The organism is Brevibacterium sp. 50QC2O2, from assembly GCF_024580675.1.
Lineage (GTDB): Bacteria > Actinomycetota > Actinomycetes > Actinomycetales > Brevibacteriaceae > Brevibacterium > Brevibacterium moorei.
In genome coordinates, this window is the sequence record NZ_JANIJZ010000003.1 from 280,306 (window position 1) to 296,788 (window position 16,483).

Here is a 16,483-nt window from a genome sequence, read left to right on the forward strand (position 1 = left end):
GAGCAGTCACTTTGGTCTGGTGGCCACACGATGCGCAGGCGTTTTAGTCCGAGAAAACAGCTCAGCACCAGACCAAAGTGACTGCCCACGGTGGGAGATCGGACCAAAACGCCTGCCCATGGGCCCGGCCCCTCTCAAACCCCGGCCTCAGCTCGGCAGGTGGGCGAACTGGGTGCGGTAGAGCTCTGCGTAACGTCCGTCGGCGGCCATCAGGGAGGAGTGGTCCCCGCGTTCGAGGATCCGGCCATCCTCGATCACCAGGATCAGGTCCGCACCCACCACGGTCGACAGCCGGTGGGCGATGACGACCGAGGTCCGGCCGGCCATCGCCTCGTCCAGTGCCGCCTGCACCGCGGCCTCGGAGGTGTTGTCCAAGGCCGAGGTGGCCTCGTCCATGACGATGACCTCGGGTTCGGCCAGGAGCAGCCGGGCGATCGTCAGGCGCTGGCGCTCGCCGCCGGACAGGCGGTAGCCGCGCTCGCCGATCATCGTGTCCACCCCGTCGGGCAGGGCGGCCACCAGGCGGGACAGCTGTGCGCGCTCCAGCGCATCGGCCAGGTCCTCATCACCGGCGTCGGGCCGGGCCAGCAGCAGGTTCCCGCGGATCGTGTCGTGGAACAGGTGACCATCCTGTGTGACCATGCCGACGGCGTCCTTGAGCGTGCGGAAACTCAGTTCCCGCACATCGACCCCGCCGATCGACACCCGCCCGGAATCCACGTCGTAGAGCCGGGGGATGAGTGAGGCGATCGTCGACTTGCCCGCACCGGACGAACCGACCAATGCCACGGTCCCACCGGCGGGGACCTCGAAGTCGATATCGTGGAGCACCTGACCACCCTCGTGCTGGGCGACCCGGCCCTCGCCCTCTTCCAAGGACGGCAGGGAAGTCTGTGCGGCGGTCGGATAGGTGAAGTCCACGTGCGTAAACCGCAGTCCCTTGGGCCCGGCGGGCAGCTCCCGTGGATTCTCCGCTTCGCAGATCAACGGCTTGAGGTCGAGGACCTCGAACACCCGGTTGAAGCTGACCAGTGCCGCGACCACATCCAGGTGGGCGTTGGCCAGCATCGTCAGCGGCGTGTAGAGCTTGGTCAGCAGCATCGCCAGGGTGACCACGGCGCCGGCACTGAGATTGCCGACGACGGCCTGCCAACCGCCGATCCCGTAGACCACGGCCACCGCGAGGGCCGACACCAGGGTGAGGGCTGCGACGAAGGTCCCCTGCAGCACCGCCGTGCGCACGCCGATGTCGCGCACCCGGCCGGCCCGCAGGGAGAACTCCTCGGATTCCGCGGTGGGCCTGCCGAACAGCTTGATCAGAGTGGCGCCGCCGGCGGAGAAGCGTTCGGTCATTCGGGTCGACATGTCCGCGTTGAGGTTCGCCGCCCGCGTCTGCAGGGCGCCCAAACGGCGCGCGACGAAGCGGGCGGGAATGAGGAAGACGGGCAGCAGCACCAGCGAGGCCAGGGTGATCGTCCACGAGATGGAGAACATGACGGCCAGGGTCAACAGCAGTGTCACCAGGTTCGAGACGACCGATGACAGGGTCGATGAGAAGGCGCGCTGGGCGCCGATGACGTCGGTGGACAGGCGTGAGACCAGGGCGCCGGTGCGGGTCCGGGAGAAGAACGCCACCGGCAGGCTGAGCACATGGTCGAACACGGCGGTGCGCAGGGAGTAGATGAGTCCTTCGCCCACGCGGGACGAGAAGTACCGGCTGGCCAGGGACAGGCCGGCGTCGACCAGGGCGATCACGCCGATGATGATGGACAGCCACACGACCGTGCGAAGCGGGCCGCGGGCGTTGATCGCATTGACGATGTCGCCGGCCAGCACCGGCGTGATAACGCCGATCCCCGCGGCTGCGATCGAGACGAGGATGAAGAGGACGAACGGCCGTTTCTGGCCTGCGACGAAGCCCCAGATCCGGGCCAGCGTCGCGCGATTGAAGGTGACCTGGGTCCCGCGCAAGTCCTCCGCTTTCACGGTGCGGCGCAGGATCATCTGTGGTGAAGGCGTGGACATGGGCCTCCCGTTATTCGATTGTCTTATCGAGTGCCTTTACAGTTTCCTCAACTGAACGCGTTTGACCGAATGATCTATTCCCTTGTGCAGGATCAGGTCCGCCCGACCCCGGCTGGGCAGGACGTTCTCCCGCAGGTTCGGCGCGTTGATCGAATCCCAGATCTCCCCGGCCAGCGCGGTCGCCTCGGCGGTGTCCAGGGCGGAGAACCGGTGGAAGTAGGAATCCGGTTTGGTGAACGCGCCCTCCTTCAGATGCATGAAGCGCTCGATGTACCACTGCCGGATGTACTGGGTCTTGGCGTGGACGTAGATGGAGAAGTCGAAGTAGTCGCTGACCGACAGGCCCAGCTTCCCGTCATAGCCGGGCGTGGGCGGCTGGAGCACGTTGAGGCCCTCGACGATGAGCACATCGGGTCGGCGCACCGTGACCTGCGCACCGGGCACGATGTCGTAGGTGTGGTGCGAGTAGATCGGCGCGCGGACCTCGGGGGCGCCGGACTTGACCTCCTGGAGGAAGCGCAGCAGCGCCCGCCGATCGTAGGATTCGGGGAACCCCTTGCGGTCGGCCAGCCCCCGGCGCTCGAGTTCCCCGTTGGGGAACAGGAAGCCGTCGGTGGTGATGAGTTCGACCCGCGGGGTGTTCTCCCAGCGCGCCATCATCTCGCGCAGCACGCGCGCGGTGGTCGATTTCCCCACTGCCACGGAGCCCGCCACCCCGATGACGTAGGGGGTGCGCTCGGGTACCGGGTTCTTCCCCGTCTTGGTCAAGGGGGAGAAGAAGTCGCGGGTCATCTGGTGCTCGTGCGCGCGGGCGGCCACGTGCATGCTCAGCAGGCGCGACAGGGGCCGGTAGATCTGCGCGACCTCGGCCATGTCGATCCGGTCGCCGAGGCCGCGCAGCCGTTCGACGTCCGTGTCGGTCAGCGGCTGGGAGATGGCCTGGGCCAGCTCGGCCCACGATTCGCGATCGAACTGCCAGAAGGGGCTCAGCGTATGGGTGGCGGTCGCCCTGCGCTTGGGCAGCAGGCCTGCCAGCCGGCGGGCGGGTTCGAGTCCGAAATCATGAGCGTCATCAGTCACGGAAGACAATTCTGCCACGGCTCATGTGCCATCGCGCACACCGCATCGAACGCCGAGGCCGCACTCCGGTGACGAATCGTGTCACCCGGGTGCGGCCTCGGCCGTGCGGGATGCTGCGGGTCGCAGCTGTTTACTGCGGACCGAACTCGTCCGGGTTCGCGTTGACGCGGTTGCCGGAGTCCAGTGCGTCGATCGCTGCGAGATCCGTGGCGGACAGTGCGAAGTCCGTGACGTCGAAGTTCTGGGCGATGCGTTCGGGCGTGACCGACTTCGGAATGACGATCCGGCCGGCCTGCAGGTGCCAGCGGATGATGACCTGGGCGGGGGTCTTGCCGTGGCGCGCGGCGATCTCGCCGATCGTGCCGTTGCTCAGGTCGGCACCGGTGCCCAGGGGCGAATACGCTTCGGTGACGATCCTGTGATTCGCGTCGATCGACTGCACATCGCGCTGCTGGAAAGTCGGGTGCAGTTCGACCTGGTTGACCGCGGGCACGGTGGAACCGGCGTCGAGGACCTCGCGGACAAAGTGCGGCAGGAAGTTCGACACGCCGATCGACTTCACCAGGCCGTCCGCCTTGGCCTGCTCCATCGCCTCCCAGGCCTCCAGGCGCTTGTCCTGCCCGGGCACCGGCCAGTGGATGAGGTACAGGTCGACATAGTCCAGGCCCAGCTTCTCCAGGCTCTCCTCCAGAGCGGCGCGGGCGTCGGTGTGGCGGTCGTTCCACAACTTGGTGGTCACCCACAGGTCCTCGCGCGCGACGCCGGAGTCCGCGATGGCCTGCCCCACGCCCTTCTCATTGCGGTAGATCGCGGCAGTGTCGATATGGCGGTAGCCGACCTCGAGGGCCTTGGCCACGGCGGGCACGACTTCTTCGTCGGACACCTGCCAGACGCCGAATCCCAGCTGGGGGATCACATTGCCGTCGTTGAGTTCTACGTTCGGAATGGTCATGATGATCCTGTCTGTGCCGCGTTCGGCACGCTCGGGTCGAGGCGCCGCCCGGTGGTGGCGCACACACTTTCCGCAATCGATTATTCCATCATCCGCGCTGTTCACACAGGGTGGGGCGCGGGTTCGGCCGCGGAGGTCCGCCACTACCGATACCATTGGACCCATGTGTGGAATTGTTGGTTATGTGTCCGGTGTGCCCTTGGCGAATGCCCAGCACACCGCCGTCGACGTCCTGATGGGCGGTCTCAAACGATTGGAGTACCGGGGCTACGACTCCGCCGGTATCGCCGTGGTCACCGAAGACGGGGCCCTGGAGAGCCGGAAGAAGGCCGGCAAGCTGAGCAATCTGGCCGAACTGCTCGAAGCACAGCCGGTCACCGCCAGCCAGACCGGAATCGGTCACACCCGTTGGGCCACCCATGGTGGGCCCACCGACGTCAACGCCCATCCCCACCTGGCCGATGGCGGCAAGCTCGCGGTCATCCATAATGGCATCATCGAGAACTTCGCCAGCCTGAAGGAGCGTCTGCTCGCAGAGGGTGTCGAGTTCACCTCGGAGACCGACACCGAGGTCGCCGCCCATCAGCTGGCCAAGAACTACCGTGCCACCGGTGACCTGACCGAGGCCATGCGCATCACCACCACGCAGCTCGAAGGCGCCTTCACGCTGCTGGCAGTCCACGCGGACCTGCCCGGCACCGTGGTTGCCGCGCGTCGCAATTCCCCGCTGGTCATCGGCCTGGGCGAGGGCGAGAACTTCCTGGGCTCCGATGTCGCCGCGTTCATCGACTACACCCGTTCGGCGGTGGAGATCGGTCAGGACGAGGTCGTCACGATCACCCCCGATAGCGTTGCGATCATCGACCAGTCCGGCGCACCGGTCGAGGGCGAGTCCTTCGAGATCGACTGGGATCCGGCGACCGCGGAGAAGGGTGGCTTCGCCTCGTTCATGGACAAGGAGATCCACGATCAGCCGCAGGCCGTCGCGGACACCCTGCTGGGCCGGATGGACACCGAGGGCCGGCTGACCCTGGACGAAATGCGCATCGACGAGTCGATCCTGAAATCGATCGACAAGATCGTCGTCATCGCCTGCGGTACCGCGGCCTACGCCGGCCAGGTCGCCCGCTACGCGATCGAACACTGGTGCCGTATCCCCACCGAGGTCGAACTGGCCCACGAATTCCGCTACCGCGATCCCGTGGTCAACGAGAAGACCCTGGTCGTGGCGATCAGCCAGTCCGGCGAGACCATGGACACGATCATGGCCGTGCGCCACGCCCGCCAGCAGGGCGCCAAGGTCATCGCCATCTGCAACACCTTCGGGTCGACCATTCCGCGTGAATCCGATGCCGCCCTCTACACCCACGCTGGCCCGGAGATCGCGGTCGCCTCGACCAAGGCGTTCCTGTCCCAGATCGTCGCCTGCTACCTGCTGGGCCTGTACTTAGCGCAGCTGCGCGGGAACAAGTACCGCGACGAGATCGGGCTGATCCTGGGCGAACTGCAGAAGATCCCCGCGAAGATCCAGTCGTTGCTCGACGACCACAAGGACCAGGTGTTGGATCTGGCGCGCCGCCTCAAAGACACCGAATCGGTGCTCTACCTGGGGCGGCACGTGGGCTTCCCCGTCGCCCTCGAGGGCGCGCTGAAACTGAAGGAACTGGCCTATATCCACGCGGAGGGCTTCGCCGCCGGCGAACTCAAACACGGTCCGATCGCCCTGATCGACGAGGGCCAGCTGGTCTTCATCATCGTGCCCAACCGCTCCGGCCGGGACAACCTGCACGACAAGGTCATCTCCAATATTCAGGAGGTGCGCGCCCGCGGGGCGAACACGATCGTCATTGCGGAGGAGGGCGACACGGATGTGGAGCAGTTCGCCTCCGAGGTCATCTACGTGCCGGCCACGGCGACCCTGCTGGCCCCGCTGCTGACCACCGTGCCCCTGCAGATCTTCGCGATGGAACTGGCCACGGCCAAGGGCCTGGACGTCGACCAGCCCCGCAACCTGGCCAAGTCGGTCACCGTCGAATAATGCCGATCATCGGAGTGGGCGTCGACATCGCCGATGTGCCCCGGTTCGCCGAGCACATCGAGCGGGTGCCCGAACTGCTCGACAGGCTGCTGACGCCGGCCGAGCAGTTGAAGAAGAACGGGAAGCTGCGCACCGCGGAGTCCCTGGCCGCACGGTTCTCCGCCAAGGAGGCCCTGGTCAAGGCGCTGCGGTTGCCGCAGATCATCCCGTGGCACGAGGCCGAGGTCGTCTCCGCCTTTTCCGGCGCGCCCAGTTTCCGGCTTACCGGCTGGGTCCTCGAGCACTTCCGGACGATGGGCGGGCAGCGCCTGCACCTGTCGATCACCCACGATGCGGATCGCACCATGACCTTCGTCGTGGCCGAGGGCGCAGACGACTCCCAGCTATTGGCCGGTCATCCGCCGGTCGACCAGCCCGAGCCGCTGCTCCCCGGGTCGCCCGAGGCGCTGGCCCGGCTGGCCGAATTCCGCGCCGGGGCGCGGGCCGCCAAGGCCGAGCTCCGGGCCGCTCGTGACGCCGCTCGCGGGAAGACCGACTGACCCGGGGACCGCACAACGGGATGTTGGTCGGGAGCCGGTCGGCGGTGCGGGCACCGGCTGCACTAGAGTCGTGAACATGACGTCTGACACATGTGCCGAACAGCGCGCCCGCGCCACCGAACTACAGCCCCGGCTGGTGGAGTTGCGCCGCGACATCCACGCCCACCCGGAGATCGGCCTGGAGCTGCCGCGGACTCAGCAGACGGTGCTTGACGCGCTGGCCGGCCTCGACGGACTGGAGATCACCCGCGGAACCGGGCTGAACTCGCTGGCGATCGTGCTGCGCGGCGGCCGGCGGGATCCGGAACACCCTCGGGCCGTGCTGTTGCGCGCCGATATGGACGCTCTGCCGGTGACGGAGGCGACCGGTTTCGACTTCGCCTCGACCAACGGGGCAATGCACGCCTGCGGCCACGATCTGCACACCACCGGGCTGGTGGGCGCGGTCCATCTGCTCCACGCGATCCGCGGGGAATTGGCCGGCGACGTCCTGTTCATGTTCCAGCCGGGCGAGGAAGGCCAGGACGGAGCGGGCAGGATGCTGGCCGAGGGCCTGCTGGACGTGGTGGGGGTCCCCGTCATCGCGGCCTACGGAGTGCATGTGTCCGCCGATCAGCCGGCCGGGAACGTGTATTCGCGCCGCGGGTCGTATATGGCGGCATTCAACCGGTTGAATGTCACGGTGCACGGGCGCGGAGGACATGCCGCCCGGCCCTATGCCGCGCTCGACCCGATCCAGGCGGCCGCCGACATCATCGGGCAGCTGCAGGTCTGGGTGACCCGCCGGATCGACCCCTTCGACCCGATCGTGCTGACCGTCGGGCAGTTCAACGCCGGGACCGCGCCGAACATCATCCCCGACGAGGCGACCTTCATCGCCGGGGTGCGGACCTTCTCCCAGGAGACGACCGAATACTGTGCACGGGAACTGCCCCGGCTGATCGAAGGGGCGGCCGCGGCCCATGGACTGCGCGCCGAGGTCGAGTTCGCAACCGTGGTGCCCGCGACCATCAACGACGATGCGGAGGCCGACTTCTACCTGGAGTGCGCAGGGGAGCTGTTCGGGGCGCAGCGGGTGCACACGATGGAGCATCCGCGCACCGCCAGCGAGGACTTCTCCCGTGTGCTGCAGGCCGTCCCCGGATCCTATGGCCATTTCGGGGCGGCTTTGGCGGATGTGGACCCGCAGGACTGGCAGGCGAATCATTCGCCCAGGGCCCGCCATACGGATACGGCACTGGCCGACCATGCGCTGTTCCTGGCGGAGCTCGCCCGCCGCAGGCTGCTGGTCTAGCGATAGGACGGTGGCGCAAACGTAGGTTGGTGTCACAAAGTTCCGGTGAATCGGAGTGTAGACCGCCCTTTTACGACACCTTCCTACTTTTGCGACACCACCGAACCCGGGAGGTGCGGTGGGCCCGGCCACCCCCGCTGTCTCAGCGCACGTTCGATTCGTGCGAGGTAGTCGGATACAGGGGTTCCGCCATAGCCGTCGATCATGTGCCAGCCGACGTTTCGCAGATCGTCCGCCCTGTTCGCATCAAGGGTGCGGGCAGCTCGATCGTTGAAGTGATCGCGTCCGTGGTACTCGAAACCGACCCGGTAGTCCTCGAATGCCAGGTCTACCTCGCGGACTCTGCCCGAAGCGATCCTGACCAGGAAGTTGGGTATGGGCTCGGGCAGCCCGGCTGCGACGCAGGCCAATCTATATTCGGTCTCCTTCGGCGACCGGACCCCGTCTCTGGCACGGTCGACGGTCGTGAGCAACCGGGATGTGCGACGGTCGTGTGGCGCGGACACGATGCGCTCGCGCAGATCGGCCACGGATAGCTCTGGCGGGCCCCGCCAGCCCCCGACCACGGCTTCGATGACCATTATCAGCTCGTCTTCTGCGAGTTCGTCGACCAGTTCCATCAACATGTACGGACCCGCATTGAGTCGAATGCCATAACGTTCGACCGGCCAAAACAGCTTGGACCGGGAACTGGTCACCCCGGTGATCCGGTGGCGTTCGGCACTACCCGGTACGGTGACGTGCAGGTTGTCCAGATCTGCGCTCAGAGGGAGCGGATAGCCGTAGAGGAACGCCGCGGACAATCCACCTGCAACGGACCGCGGATGAAGGAGCTGGAAGGCCCGGGCCCTGGTGTGCAGTTCCTCCCATCGGGCATCGGCCCAGTCGGGCACCTGGAGTTCTTCGAAACGTCCCGGAACCGACCGGACGCCGTGGAGCACGGGTGCGGCCTGCCGAGTTTTCATTTGGTGCGAAGTGACGCCGAAGTCTCGGGCCTGCTCCGTTGTGATGAGGAAGGGCGCATTGAAGCGGCGCACGCCCGGCGCCCAGTAGCGCGGTGGGAACTTCCTTCGGAGTTCTTCCTGGGATTCGGTCATCTGGTCAGCATGGTCGAATCGCAGCTGCGCTCCAAGGCATGTAGGCCGGGTTGTGGAAAACGGCCTGAGTTTCCCCAGCCGCCGAAGCTGTGGTCGCAGATCAGTCCACAGGCGCAAACGTAGGTTGGTGTCACAAAGTTCCGGTGAATCGGAGTGTAGACCGCCCTTTTACGACACCTTCCTACTTTTGCGACACCACCGAACCCGGTTTGTGTCCGCACGGTCCTGACTGTGTCGACACTGGAAGACGCTGCGGCGTGCCGGGACCGGGACACGGCCAACCCTGCTGTGGCGCGCGGCACGTACTACCCTGGGAAGTATGCAGATTGCCTACACCGCGACCCAGGTGCGCGCCGCGGAACGTCCCCTGTTGGACGCCGGGCTGGGTGGGGCCCTGATGCGTCGGGCCGCAGCGGGACTGGCCAGTGCCTGCCGCAGACTGCTCATCGCCCACCGTAGGGCCGTGACCGGCGCCCGCGTGGTCGTCCTGGCCGGCAAGGGTAACAACGGTGGAGACGCCCTGTACGCCGCTGCGAATCTGGCCGCGCGCGGGGCCCAGGTGACGATCGTGCCGGTGCTCGGTACCGTCCACCCCGCGGGTCTGGCCGCGGCCCGCTCGGCCGGTGCCCTGCTCTACTCCGTACCGGAGGCCCCCGCTCCGACCGGGGACCGGGCGTCCACCGCGGCCCTCACCGATGCCGATTCCACGGAGTCGGCAACCGCGCCCTGGGAAGGCCTGGCCCGTGGCCCGCTGGCCCGTGCGGATCTGGTCATCGACGGAATCCTGGGCACCGGGGCCACCGGGGAGCCGACCGGCCCCATCGCAGACCTCATCACCGCCTGGCTAAAGACGTGGGACGATCCGGCGCACCGCTGTGGGCCCCTGCCCCTGATCGTTGCCGTGGACGTGCCCACCGGCGTGGACGCGTCCACCGGTCGCCGGGCAACGGTCCACGTGCCGGCCGATCTGACAGTGACCTTCGGCGCGCAGAAGGCCGGCCTGGTGCTGGCCGGCCTGCCCACGGAGGTCATCGACATCGGACTGGACTTGAGCCAGGTGCCCGAGTCCCGGACCATCGCCGAAGTCGAGGATGCGGACCTGGAAGAACTCCTGCCCTACCCGTCACCCACGGACCACAAGTACTCCCGCGGGGTGTTGGGTGTGCTGGCCGGTTCCCCCGAATACCCGGGCGCGGGACGGCTGGCCACCGGCGCAGCCGTGGCATGCGGCCTGGGAATGGTGCGGGTGTTCGGTGCGAAGAAGCTGCGCCGTGCCATCATCGACACGGTGCCCGAGGCCGTGCCGGGTGAGCTGGACGCCCCCGGCCGCTGTCGGGCCTTTTTGACCGGCCCCGGCGCCCCGGACGAGGTGCAGGTCGCCCAACTTCTGTCCACCGCCATCGAGGCCAATGCTCCTCTCGTGCTCGACGCCGGTGCCCTGCTCCAGGTTCCTGCACTGCTGGGCGCCGGAGCGGCCCTGCCCGCCGGATCCATTCTGACCCCGCATGTGGGGGAGTTCCGCACCCTGTACACGGGACTGGCCCGCGCCGGCCTGCTGGAGCCGTCCCCCGTCCCGGAAGCGGCCGCAGACCAGGATCGGAGTTCGGCACCGGGCGGAGCCGAGGGCCCGGGCACCGACCACGCGCCCACCGGACCGGACCTGGACGACCCCGAGCAGCGCCTCGCCGCGCTCCGGGGGATCGCCGCGGCCGTGGGAGCCGTCGTCCTGCTCAAGGGCCACCAGACCCTCATCGCAACCCCGGCCGGCGCCGTCTACGCTCCGACCCCGGGACCCGCGAACCTGGCGACTGCCGGCTCGGGCGATGTGCTCGCCGGCATCCTCGGCGCCCTGCTGGCCACCGGCGCCCACCGTGGGAACCAGACCTCGGCCCTGCTGGCCGCCGCTGGCGTGCTGCTGCACAACCGGATAGGCACGCGGCCCGCGGCCGGGCCCACGCCCACCCATGCACGGGCCTTCATCGAGCGCATCGCCACATGCCTGCCACCGAATCCGATGCGGCCGGCACCCACCATCCCCTCCCATCTATCGAGGACACGATGAAACCCGTCACCGAATACGCCACCACCGTCTGCACAGCCCGGATCGACCAATCGGCGATCACCCACAATGTGCGCGTGCTGGCCGCCCAGATCGCCCCGGCCACACTCATGGCAGTGGTCAAGGCCGACGCCTACGGCCACGGTATCGCCCATGTGGTGCCGGCGGCGCTGGCCGGGGGAGTGCGCGACTTCGGCGTGGCCACCGTGCCCGAGGCCCTGCAGCTGGCCGATCTGCTGGGCGAACTCGCCGCGGCCGGCACCCCCGGAGCCGCCGAGGCCCGCATCCTGGCCTGGCTCTACGACGTCGGCACCGACCTGGCCGAGGCCGTGGCCGCCGGGATCGAACTGGCCCTGCCCGGGGCCTGGGCCCTGGGCCCCATCATCGCGGCCGGCCGGACCGCGGGGGTCGTCCCGCGGGTCCACCTGAAATGCGACACCGGCCTGGGACGCAACGGCTTCACCCCCGAACAGCTGGCCGCTTTCCTCCCCGCCCTGAGCGCGCTCGACGCCGCCCCCGCGGCCGGCACCCCGGCTGCCGGCGCGGACGTGACCGGCGCGCCCCTGCGGATCGTGGGGATCATGACCCACCTGGCGAAGGCGGACGAACCCGGCGACCCCGCCACGGCCGAGCAGCTCGAGGTCTTCGAGGCCTTCATCGGCCGGATCCGCTCCCTGCTCGAGGCCCATCCGGGGCTGGGAGCCGCAGACGAGCTCGACATCCACGCTGCGAACACCCCTGGCGCGCTGGCGCTGGATCCGTTCCCCGGCACCATGGCCCGGGTGGGCCTGGGCATCTACGGGCTCAGCCCGTTCCCCGAGGAGACCCCGGCGGATCTGGGCCTGCGCCCTGCCATGAGCTTGCGCTCACGGGTCCTGACGGTCAAGGAGGTGGCCGCCGGTCACGGGGCCTCGTACGGATACATGTACAGGGCACCGCAGGACACCCGCTTCGCCCTGGTGGCCGGCGGCTATGCCGACGGCATCCCGCGCACGGTCTCGGGCCGGGCGGAAGTGCTCATCGGCGGCCGCCGCTACCCGCAGGTGGGCCGGATCGCGATGGACCAGTTCATCGTGGACCTGGGGCCGGCGGACCACGGCGTCGCCCCCGGGGACGAGGCCGTGCTGTTCGGCCCCGATGCCGGTGCCCCAACCGCCGACGACTGGGCCGGCTGGGCGGAGACGATCAACTACGAGTTCGTCACCTGCATCTCCGGGCGCGTGGCCCGCGTGGCAGGGGAATCCGGGGAGGGCGCATGACCGATCAGCTGACCGTGACACTCGAGATCGCCGACCTCGAGGCGCTGGAGGACTTCGCGGCGCGCCTGGCCCCACTCCTGCGCGCAGGCGACCTCATCATCCTGACCGGCAATCTGGGCGCGGGCAAGACGACGTTCACCCAGGCGCTGGGATCGCGGCTGAACGTCAAAGGGCGGATATCCTCGCCCACCTTCGTCATCGCCCGTGAACACAAGTCCCGCGGTACCGGACCCAACCTCGTCCACGTTGACGCCTACCGGCTGGACGGACAGACGGAGCTGGCCGATCTGGACCTGGACTCCGAACTCGAAGAATCCATCACCATCGTCGAATGGGGCGCGGGGATGGCCGAACAGCTCGATGACGAGCGCCTGGAGATCGTGCTGGACCGCCCCGACGAGGATCCGGAATCCGAACGCAGAACGGTGGTCCTCACCGGCCGCGGTGCCCCGTGGGCCCACCGACTGACCCTGCTGGCGTCCCCGCCACAGGATGCGGGCGCGCGCGAACCGCACGTGCAGAAGGAAACGAAGGAAGACGAAAAATGATCACCCTGGCCCTTGACTCATCGGGGGCGGCCTCGGCCGCGATCCTCGACGGCGAAACCGTCGTGGCCCAGTGGAGCGAGACCCATGCCCGCAAGCACGCGGAACACCTGGGCCCGGCCCTGCAGGAACTCCTGGCCGCCGCGCCCTCCATCGATCAGGTGATCGTGGGCGTGGGACCCGCGCCCTTCACCGGATTGCGCGCCGGGATCGCCATGGGACTGGGCGCTGCCGTCGGCCGCGACGTGCCGATCGCCGGTTGGCCCAGCCACGACGGTCTGGCGCTGCGCGTCTACGGGCGCCCGCAGGCCGCGGGGCGAACCCTGTTGGTGGCCACCGATGCGCGCCGCAAAGAGGTCTACTGGACCCTGTACCGGGGGCTGGACGAGGCCGGCCTGCCCGTGGTGGTCTCCGGCCCAGACGTCTCCAAACCCGCCGACCTGGCAGCCGTCCACCCGCGTGCAGGGGTGCTGCACGCCGGTATCGGCTTCGATCTCTACACGGAGTTGCTGGGAGCCTCGGACTTCCCGCAGTGCGCCGAACCGTTGGCCGCCGACGTGGCGCGCGCGGCACTGCGCGCCCGGGCCGCCGGCCGTGAACTGCTGCCGGTGACTCCCCTGTACCTGCGGGAACCGGATGCCAAGCCCCTGCACGCCTGATCCCATCATCCGCCGGATGCGGTGGTTCGACGTCGACGAGGTCGTGGCCCTGGACCGGATGGCCTTCGGGCCTGACACCTGGACCACCGAGTTCTTCTTGGCCCAGTTGGCCGGACCGGGGAACCACTTCCGGGTGGTGCGCGATGCCGGTACCGATGAGCTGCTGGGCTACGCCGGGCTGAGCGTGGCCGGCGGGGAGGCCGAGGTTCTCACCATCGCCACCGCCCCGAGCGCTCGCGGTCGGGGGATTGCGCGCACGCTGTTGACCGGGCTGATCGACCTGGCCCGTTCGAATGGGGCCGAGGCCGTCTACCTCGACGTGCGCGATGACAACTCCCCGGCGCTGGGCCTCTATCGCTCCCTGGGCTTCGCCGAGCTGGGCCGGCGGCCGGTCTACTACCATGACGCGGACGCGCTTGTGATGCGCGCGCTGCTGATAGATTGAAGGCTATGATCTCCTCCTCCGGCTATCTCGGCGACCCGCCGGCGCCCACGACCGTGAACATCGCCGCCGAACTGTCGTCCTGGGAGGACGGAGTCGATCTGCTCCTGCGCGTCGACGTCGCGGCCGATCCGGCCCATGTTTGGCTGCTGGCCACGGACCCCGTGCGCTGCGGGGAGTGGTTCGCGGTCTGGCAGCGTACCGGGGACGCCACCGGTGGTACCGGCGGTGACGATCCGGAGCGGATCGCCTTCGTCTTCGGCCCCGCCGAAACCCTGGCCGCTCAGGTGCTCAGCTGTGTGGCGGGCGTTCACGTACTACTCGATCTGGCCGGCCTCGGCCGAGTCGGCCTGTCTCTGGCACCCACGGCGGACGGCACCGCCACCCGGGTCTCCCTGGCCCAGACTTTCGAAACCGAATCGGCCGCCCGCGCCGCCACCCCCGAGTTCGGCCCGGTGTGGGAGACGCACCTGCGGATGCTGGCCTCGGCCCTGGGCACCGGAATGGCCGACCCGGGGGAGGACGCGCTGAGCGCGCGTTACGCCCAGCTGGCCCGCGAGCCCCTGGCCTGAGGACGGGAACCGTCCCCGGGAAAATCTCGATACACGAAGAAGATGACGATGATGACTGACAGCGCACAGGGCCCCCTCGTCCTGGGCATCGAAAGCTCCTGCGATGAGACCGGGGTGGGCATCGTGCGCGGGCACACCCTGCTGACGAACTCCGTGGCATCCTCGATGGACGAACACGTCCGCTTCGGCGGGGTCGTCCCGGAGGTCGCCAGCCGTGCCCATGTGGAATCCTTCACCCCGGTGATCCGGGCGGCCCTGGACCGGGCCCAGGTGGGGTTGGACGAGATCGACGCGATCGCGGTCACCGCCGGCCCCGGGCTCTCCGGTGCCCTGCTGGTGGGCGTGTGCGCGGCCAAGGGCCTGGCCGCTGCCACCGGCAAGCCCCTGTACGGGGTCAACCATCTGGCCGCCCACGTGGCCGTGGACTTGGTCGCCCCGGACTCGCCCGGACTGGTCACCCCGACCCTGGCGCTGCTGGTCTCCGGGGGGCATACGGAGATCCTCAAGATCACCGATATCGTCTCGGGCGTGACCATGCTCGGCTCGACGATCGACGATGCCGCAGGAGAGGCCTTCGACAAGGTGGCCCGCCTGTTGGGCCTGGACTATCCGGGCGGTCCCAATATCTCCAAGGCCGCCCTGGGCGGGTTCGACGGTCCCGCGGGTCCCGGCACGCCGGGCGACCCCGCTGCGGTGGCATTCCCCCGGGGTCTGATGAATGCGAAGGATCTGCGCCGGCCCGAGCGCCGGTACTCGTTCTCCTTCTCCGGGCTGAAGACCGCCGCGCTGCGCTATGTCACCGCCGACCGCGCCAGGGTCGACGCCGGCGGGGACCGGACGCGGCTGGCCGATGTGGCCGCCAGTTTCGAAACCGCGATCGTCGACGTGCTAGTGAGGAAGACGCTCATGGCCGCCGAGGATACGGGGATCGACCACGTCCTGCTGGGTGGGGGAGTAGCCGCCAACCGCCGCCTGCGCGAAACCCTGGCCGAGGCCTGCGCCAAGCACGGGGTGACGCTGCGGGTGCCGCCCCTGGACCTGTGTACGGACAACGGGGCGATGGTCGCGGCGCTGGGCGCCGAGATAGTCTCCCGCGGTCTGCCCGCCAGCGACTTCGGTTTCGGAGTCGATTCCTCTCTGGAAGTCGAGGACGTCTGTGTCTGATTCTCCCGCCGAACCCACCCGGTCCGATTCTCCCGCCGATTCCAGCCGGCCCACTTCCCCCGCCGGCGCAAGCGGCGGGAGGGGGTACCGCGGGACCGGTCCGGCCCCAGATAGGTCCCAGGGCATCGAGGAGCGCTTCGCACAGGCCGATTGGTCGCGTTTCTCAGCCGACAATCACCCGCCCACCGCGGACTTCCCCCTGGGAAATCCGCCACGTCCCTCACGCGCCGGTCTGCGGGCGCGCCGCCGGTCGGGCGACGGCTGGACCGAAACCCCCGACGGCAGGTTCTGGGGTCTGTACGGGGCAGCCGGCCTGCTCATTCACGATCCCGCGCGCGGCGTGCTGCTTCAGCATCGGATCTGGTGGTCGGCCAACGGCGGAACCTGGGGAGTGCCGGGTGGGGCGATCGACCAGGGCGAGACCCCGGTGCAGGGCGCGATCCGCGAATCCAACGAGGAGGCCGGCGTACCGGATCTCGACGGCACGGGCATCGAGATCATCGACACCCATGTGGTCGACAAGCACGGCTGGTCCTATACGACCGTAGTGGCCAGGGCCACCGCACGGCTGCAGGAGACGATCACCGACGCCGAGAGCGTCGAACTGCGCTGGGTGCCGCTTAACGAGGTGGCCGACTACGATCTGCACCCCGGGTTCGCCGCCGCCTGGACCGAACTCCGCCGCAGTCTGACTGTCTGAGCCGCCGCGGCCCACGGGCCCGGGCCGTCTCATGTGCAAGGCTCCCCCTGGAGGTTAC

General features: G+C 68.6%; 15 protein-coding genes. 11 read left to right on the forward strand and 4 right to left on the reverse strand.

Going from position 1 to position 16,483, the window contains the following annotated elements:
* Positions 1-147: 147 nt before the first annotated feature.
* From NQ038_RS04375 to NQ038_RS04385, 3 genes are all read right to left on the reverse strand, one after another.
* Complete coding sequence (locus tag NQ038_RS04375; RefSeq protein ID WP_257061911.1) at positions 148-2,025, reverse strand: ABC transporter ATP-binding protein; 1,878 nt, start codon at positions 2,023-2,025, stop codon at positions 148-150.
* Positions 2,026-2,061: 36 nt separating this feature from the next.
* Positions 2,062-3,060 (reverse strand): type I pantothenate kinase, encoded by a 999-nt coding sequence (gene coaA, locus NQ038_RS04380; protein WP_257061921.1) that lies wholly within the window; start codon positions 3,058-3,060, stop codon positions 2,062-2,064.
* Between the two features lie 175 nt (positions 3,061-3,235).
* Entirely contained in the window at positions 3,236-4,057 is an 822-nt protein-coding gene (locus tag NQ038_RS04385; protein WP_257046986.1) for an aldo/keto reductase, read from the reverse strand.
* A gap of 163 nt (positions 4,058-4,220) precedes the next feature.
* Here NQ038_RS04385 and glmS point away from each other — a divergent pair, with 163 nt between their 5' ends.
* From glmS to NQ038_RS04400, 3 genes are all read left to right on the forward strand, one after another.
* Complete coding sequence (glmS, locus tag NQ038_RS04390; protein ID WP_257046987.1) at positions 4,221-6,095, forward strand: glutamine--fructose-6-phosphate transaminase (isomerizing); 1,875 nt, start codon at positions 4,221-4,223, stop codon at positions 6,093-6,095.
* Positions 6,095-6,634, forward strand: a complete 540-nt coding sequence (locus tag NQ038_RS04395; protein WP_257046988.1) for a holo-ACP synthase — start codon at positions 6,095-6,097, stop codon at positions 6,632-6,634. The genes glmS and NQ038_RS04395 overlap by 1 nt, the downstream gene beginning before the upstream one ends.
* A 76-nt stretch (positions 6,635-6,710) precedes the next feature.
* Positions 6,711-7,928 carry a M20 family metallopeptidase gene (locus NQ038_RS04400; protein WP_257046989.1) on the forward strand — a complete coding sequence of 406 codons (1,218 nt, stop codon included), beginning with the start codon at positions 6,711-6,713 and terminating at the stop codon, positions 7,926-7,928.
* Positions 7,929-8,011: 83 nt separating this feature from the next.
* Here NQ038_RS04400 and NQ038_RS04405 read toward each other — a convergent pair whose 3' ends face one another.
* A complete protein-coding gene (locus NQ038_RS04405) occupies positions 8,012-9,025 on the reverse strand; it encodes a hypothetical protein (protein ID WP_257046990.1) in 1,014 nt (337 codons plus the stop codon).
* Positions 9,026-9,344: 319 nt separating this feature from the next.
* Here NQ038_RS04405 and NQ038_RS04410 point away from each other — a divergent pair, with 319 nt between their 5' ends.
* From NQ038_RS04410 to NQ038_RS04445, 8 genes are read left to right on the forward strand one after another with little or no spacing between them, the layout of a single operon-like run.
* Entirely contained in the window at positions 9,345-11,087 is a 1,743-nt protein-coding gene (locus NQ038_RS04410) for a bifunctional ADP-dependent NAD(P)H-hydrate dehydratase/NAD(P)H-hydrate epimerase (protein WP_257046991.1), read from the forward strand.
* The gene (gene alr / locus NQ038_RS04415; RefSeq protein ID WP_257061912.1) at positions 11,084-12,343 is read left to right on the forward strand and encodes an alanine racemase; all 1,260 of its coding nucleotides are present in this window, start codon (positions 11,084-11,086) and stop codon (positions 12,341-12,343) included. Before NQ038_RS04410 ends, alr begins: the two co-directional genes overlap by 4 nt.
* Positions 12,340-12,891 carry a tRNA (adenosine(37)-N6)-threonylcarbamoyltransferase complex ATPase subunit type 1 TsaE gene (tsaE, locus tag NQ038_RS04420; protein ID WP_257046993.1) on the forward strand — a complete coding sequence of 184 codons (552 nt, stop codon included), beginning with the start codon at positions 12,340-12,342 and terminating at the stop codon, positions 12,889-12,891. Before alr ends, tsaE begins: the two co-directional genes overlap by 4 nt.
* A complete protein-coding gene (tsaB, locus tag NQ038_RS04425; RefSeq protein ID WP_257046994.1) occupies positions 12,888-13,547 on the forward strand; it encodes a tRNA (adenosine(37)-N6)-threonylcarbamoyltransferase complex dimerization subunit type 1 TsaB in 660 nt (219 codons plus the stop codon). The genes tsaE and tsaB overlap by 4 nt, the downstream gene beginning before the upstream one ends.
* Positions 13,548-13,563: 16 nt before the next feature.
* Positions 13,564-13,992 carry a ribosomal protein S18-alanine N-acetyltransferase gene (gene rimI / locus NQ038_RS04430; RefSeq protein WP_257046995.1) on the forward strand — a complete coding sequence of 143 codons (429 nt, stop codon included), beginning with the start codon at positions 13,564-13,566 and terminating at the stop codon, positions 13,990-13,992.
* Positions 13,993-13,997: 5 nt separating this feature from the next.
* Entirely contained in the window at positions 13,998-14,561 is a 564-nt protein-coding gene (locus NQ038_RS04435) for a hypothetical protein (RefSeq protein WP_257046996.1), read from the forward strand.
* 48 nt (positions 14,562-14,609) lie between these two features.
* Positions 14,610-15,725, forward strand: coding sequence for a tRNA (adenosine(37)-N6)-threonylcarbamoyltransferase complex transferase subunit TsaD (tsaD, locus tag NQ038_RS04440; protein WP_373456778.1), 1,116 nt, complete (start codon positions 14,610-14,612; stop codon positions 15,723-15,725).
* On the forward strand, positions 15,718-16,425 hold the full coding sequence (locus NQ038_RS04445) for an NUDIX hydrolase (RefSeq protein ID WP_257046997.1): 708 nt from the start codon (positions 15,718-15,720) through the stop codon (positions 16,423-16,425). The genes tsaD and NQ038_RS04445 overlap by 8 nt, the downstream gene beginning before the upstream one ends.
* Positions 16,426-16,483 lie beyond the last annotated feature (58 nt).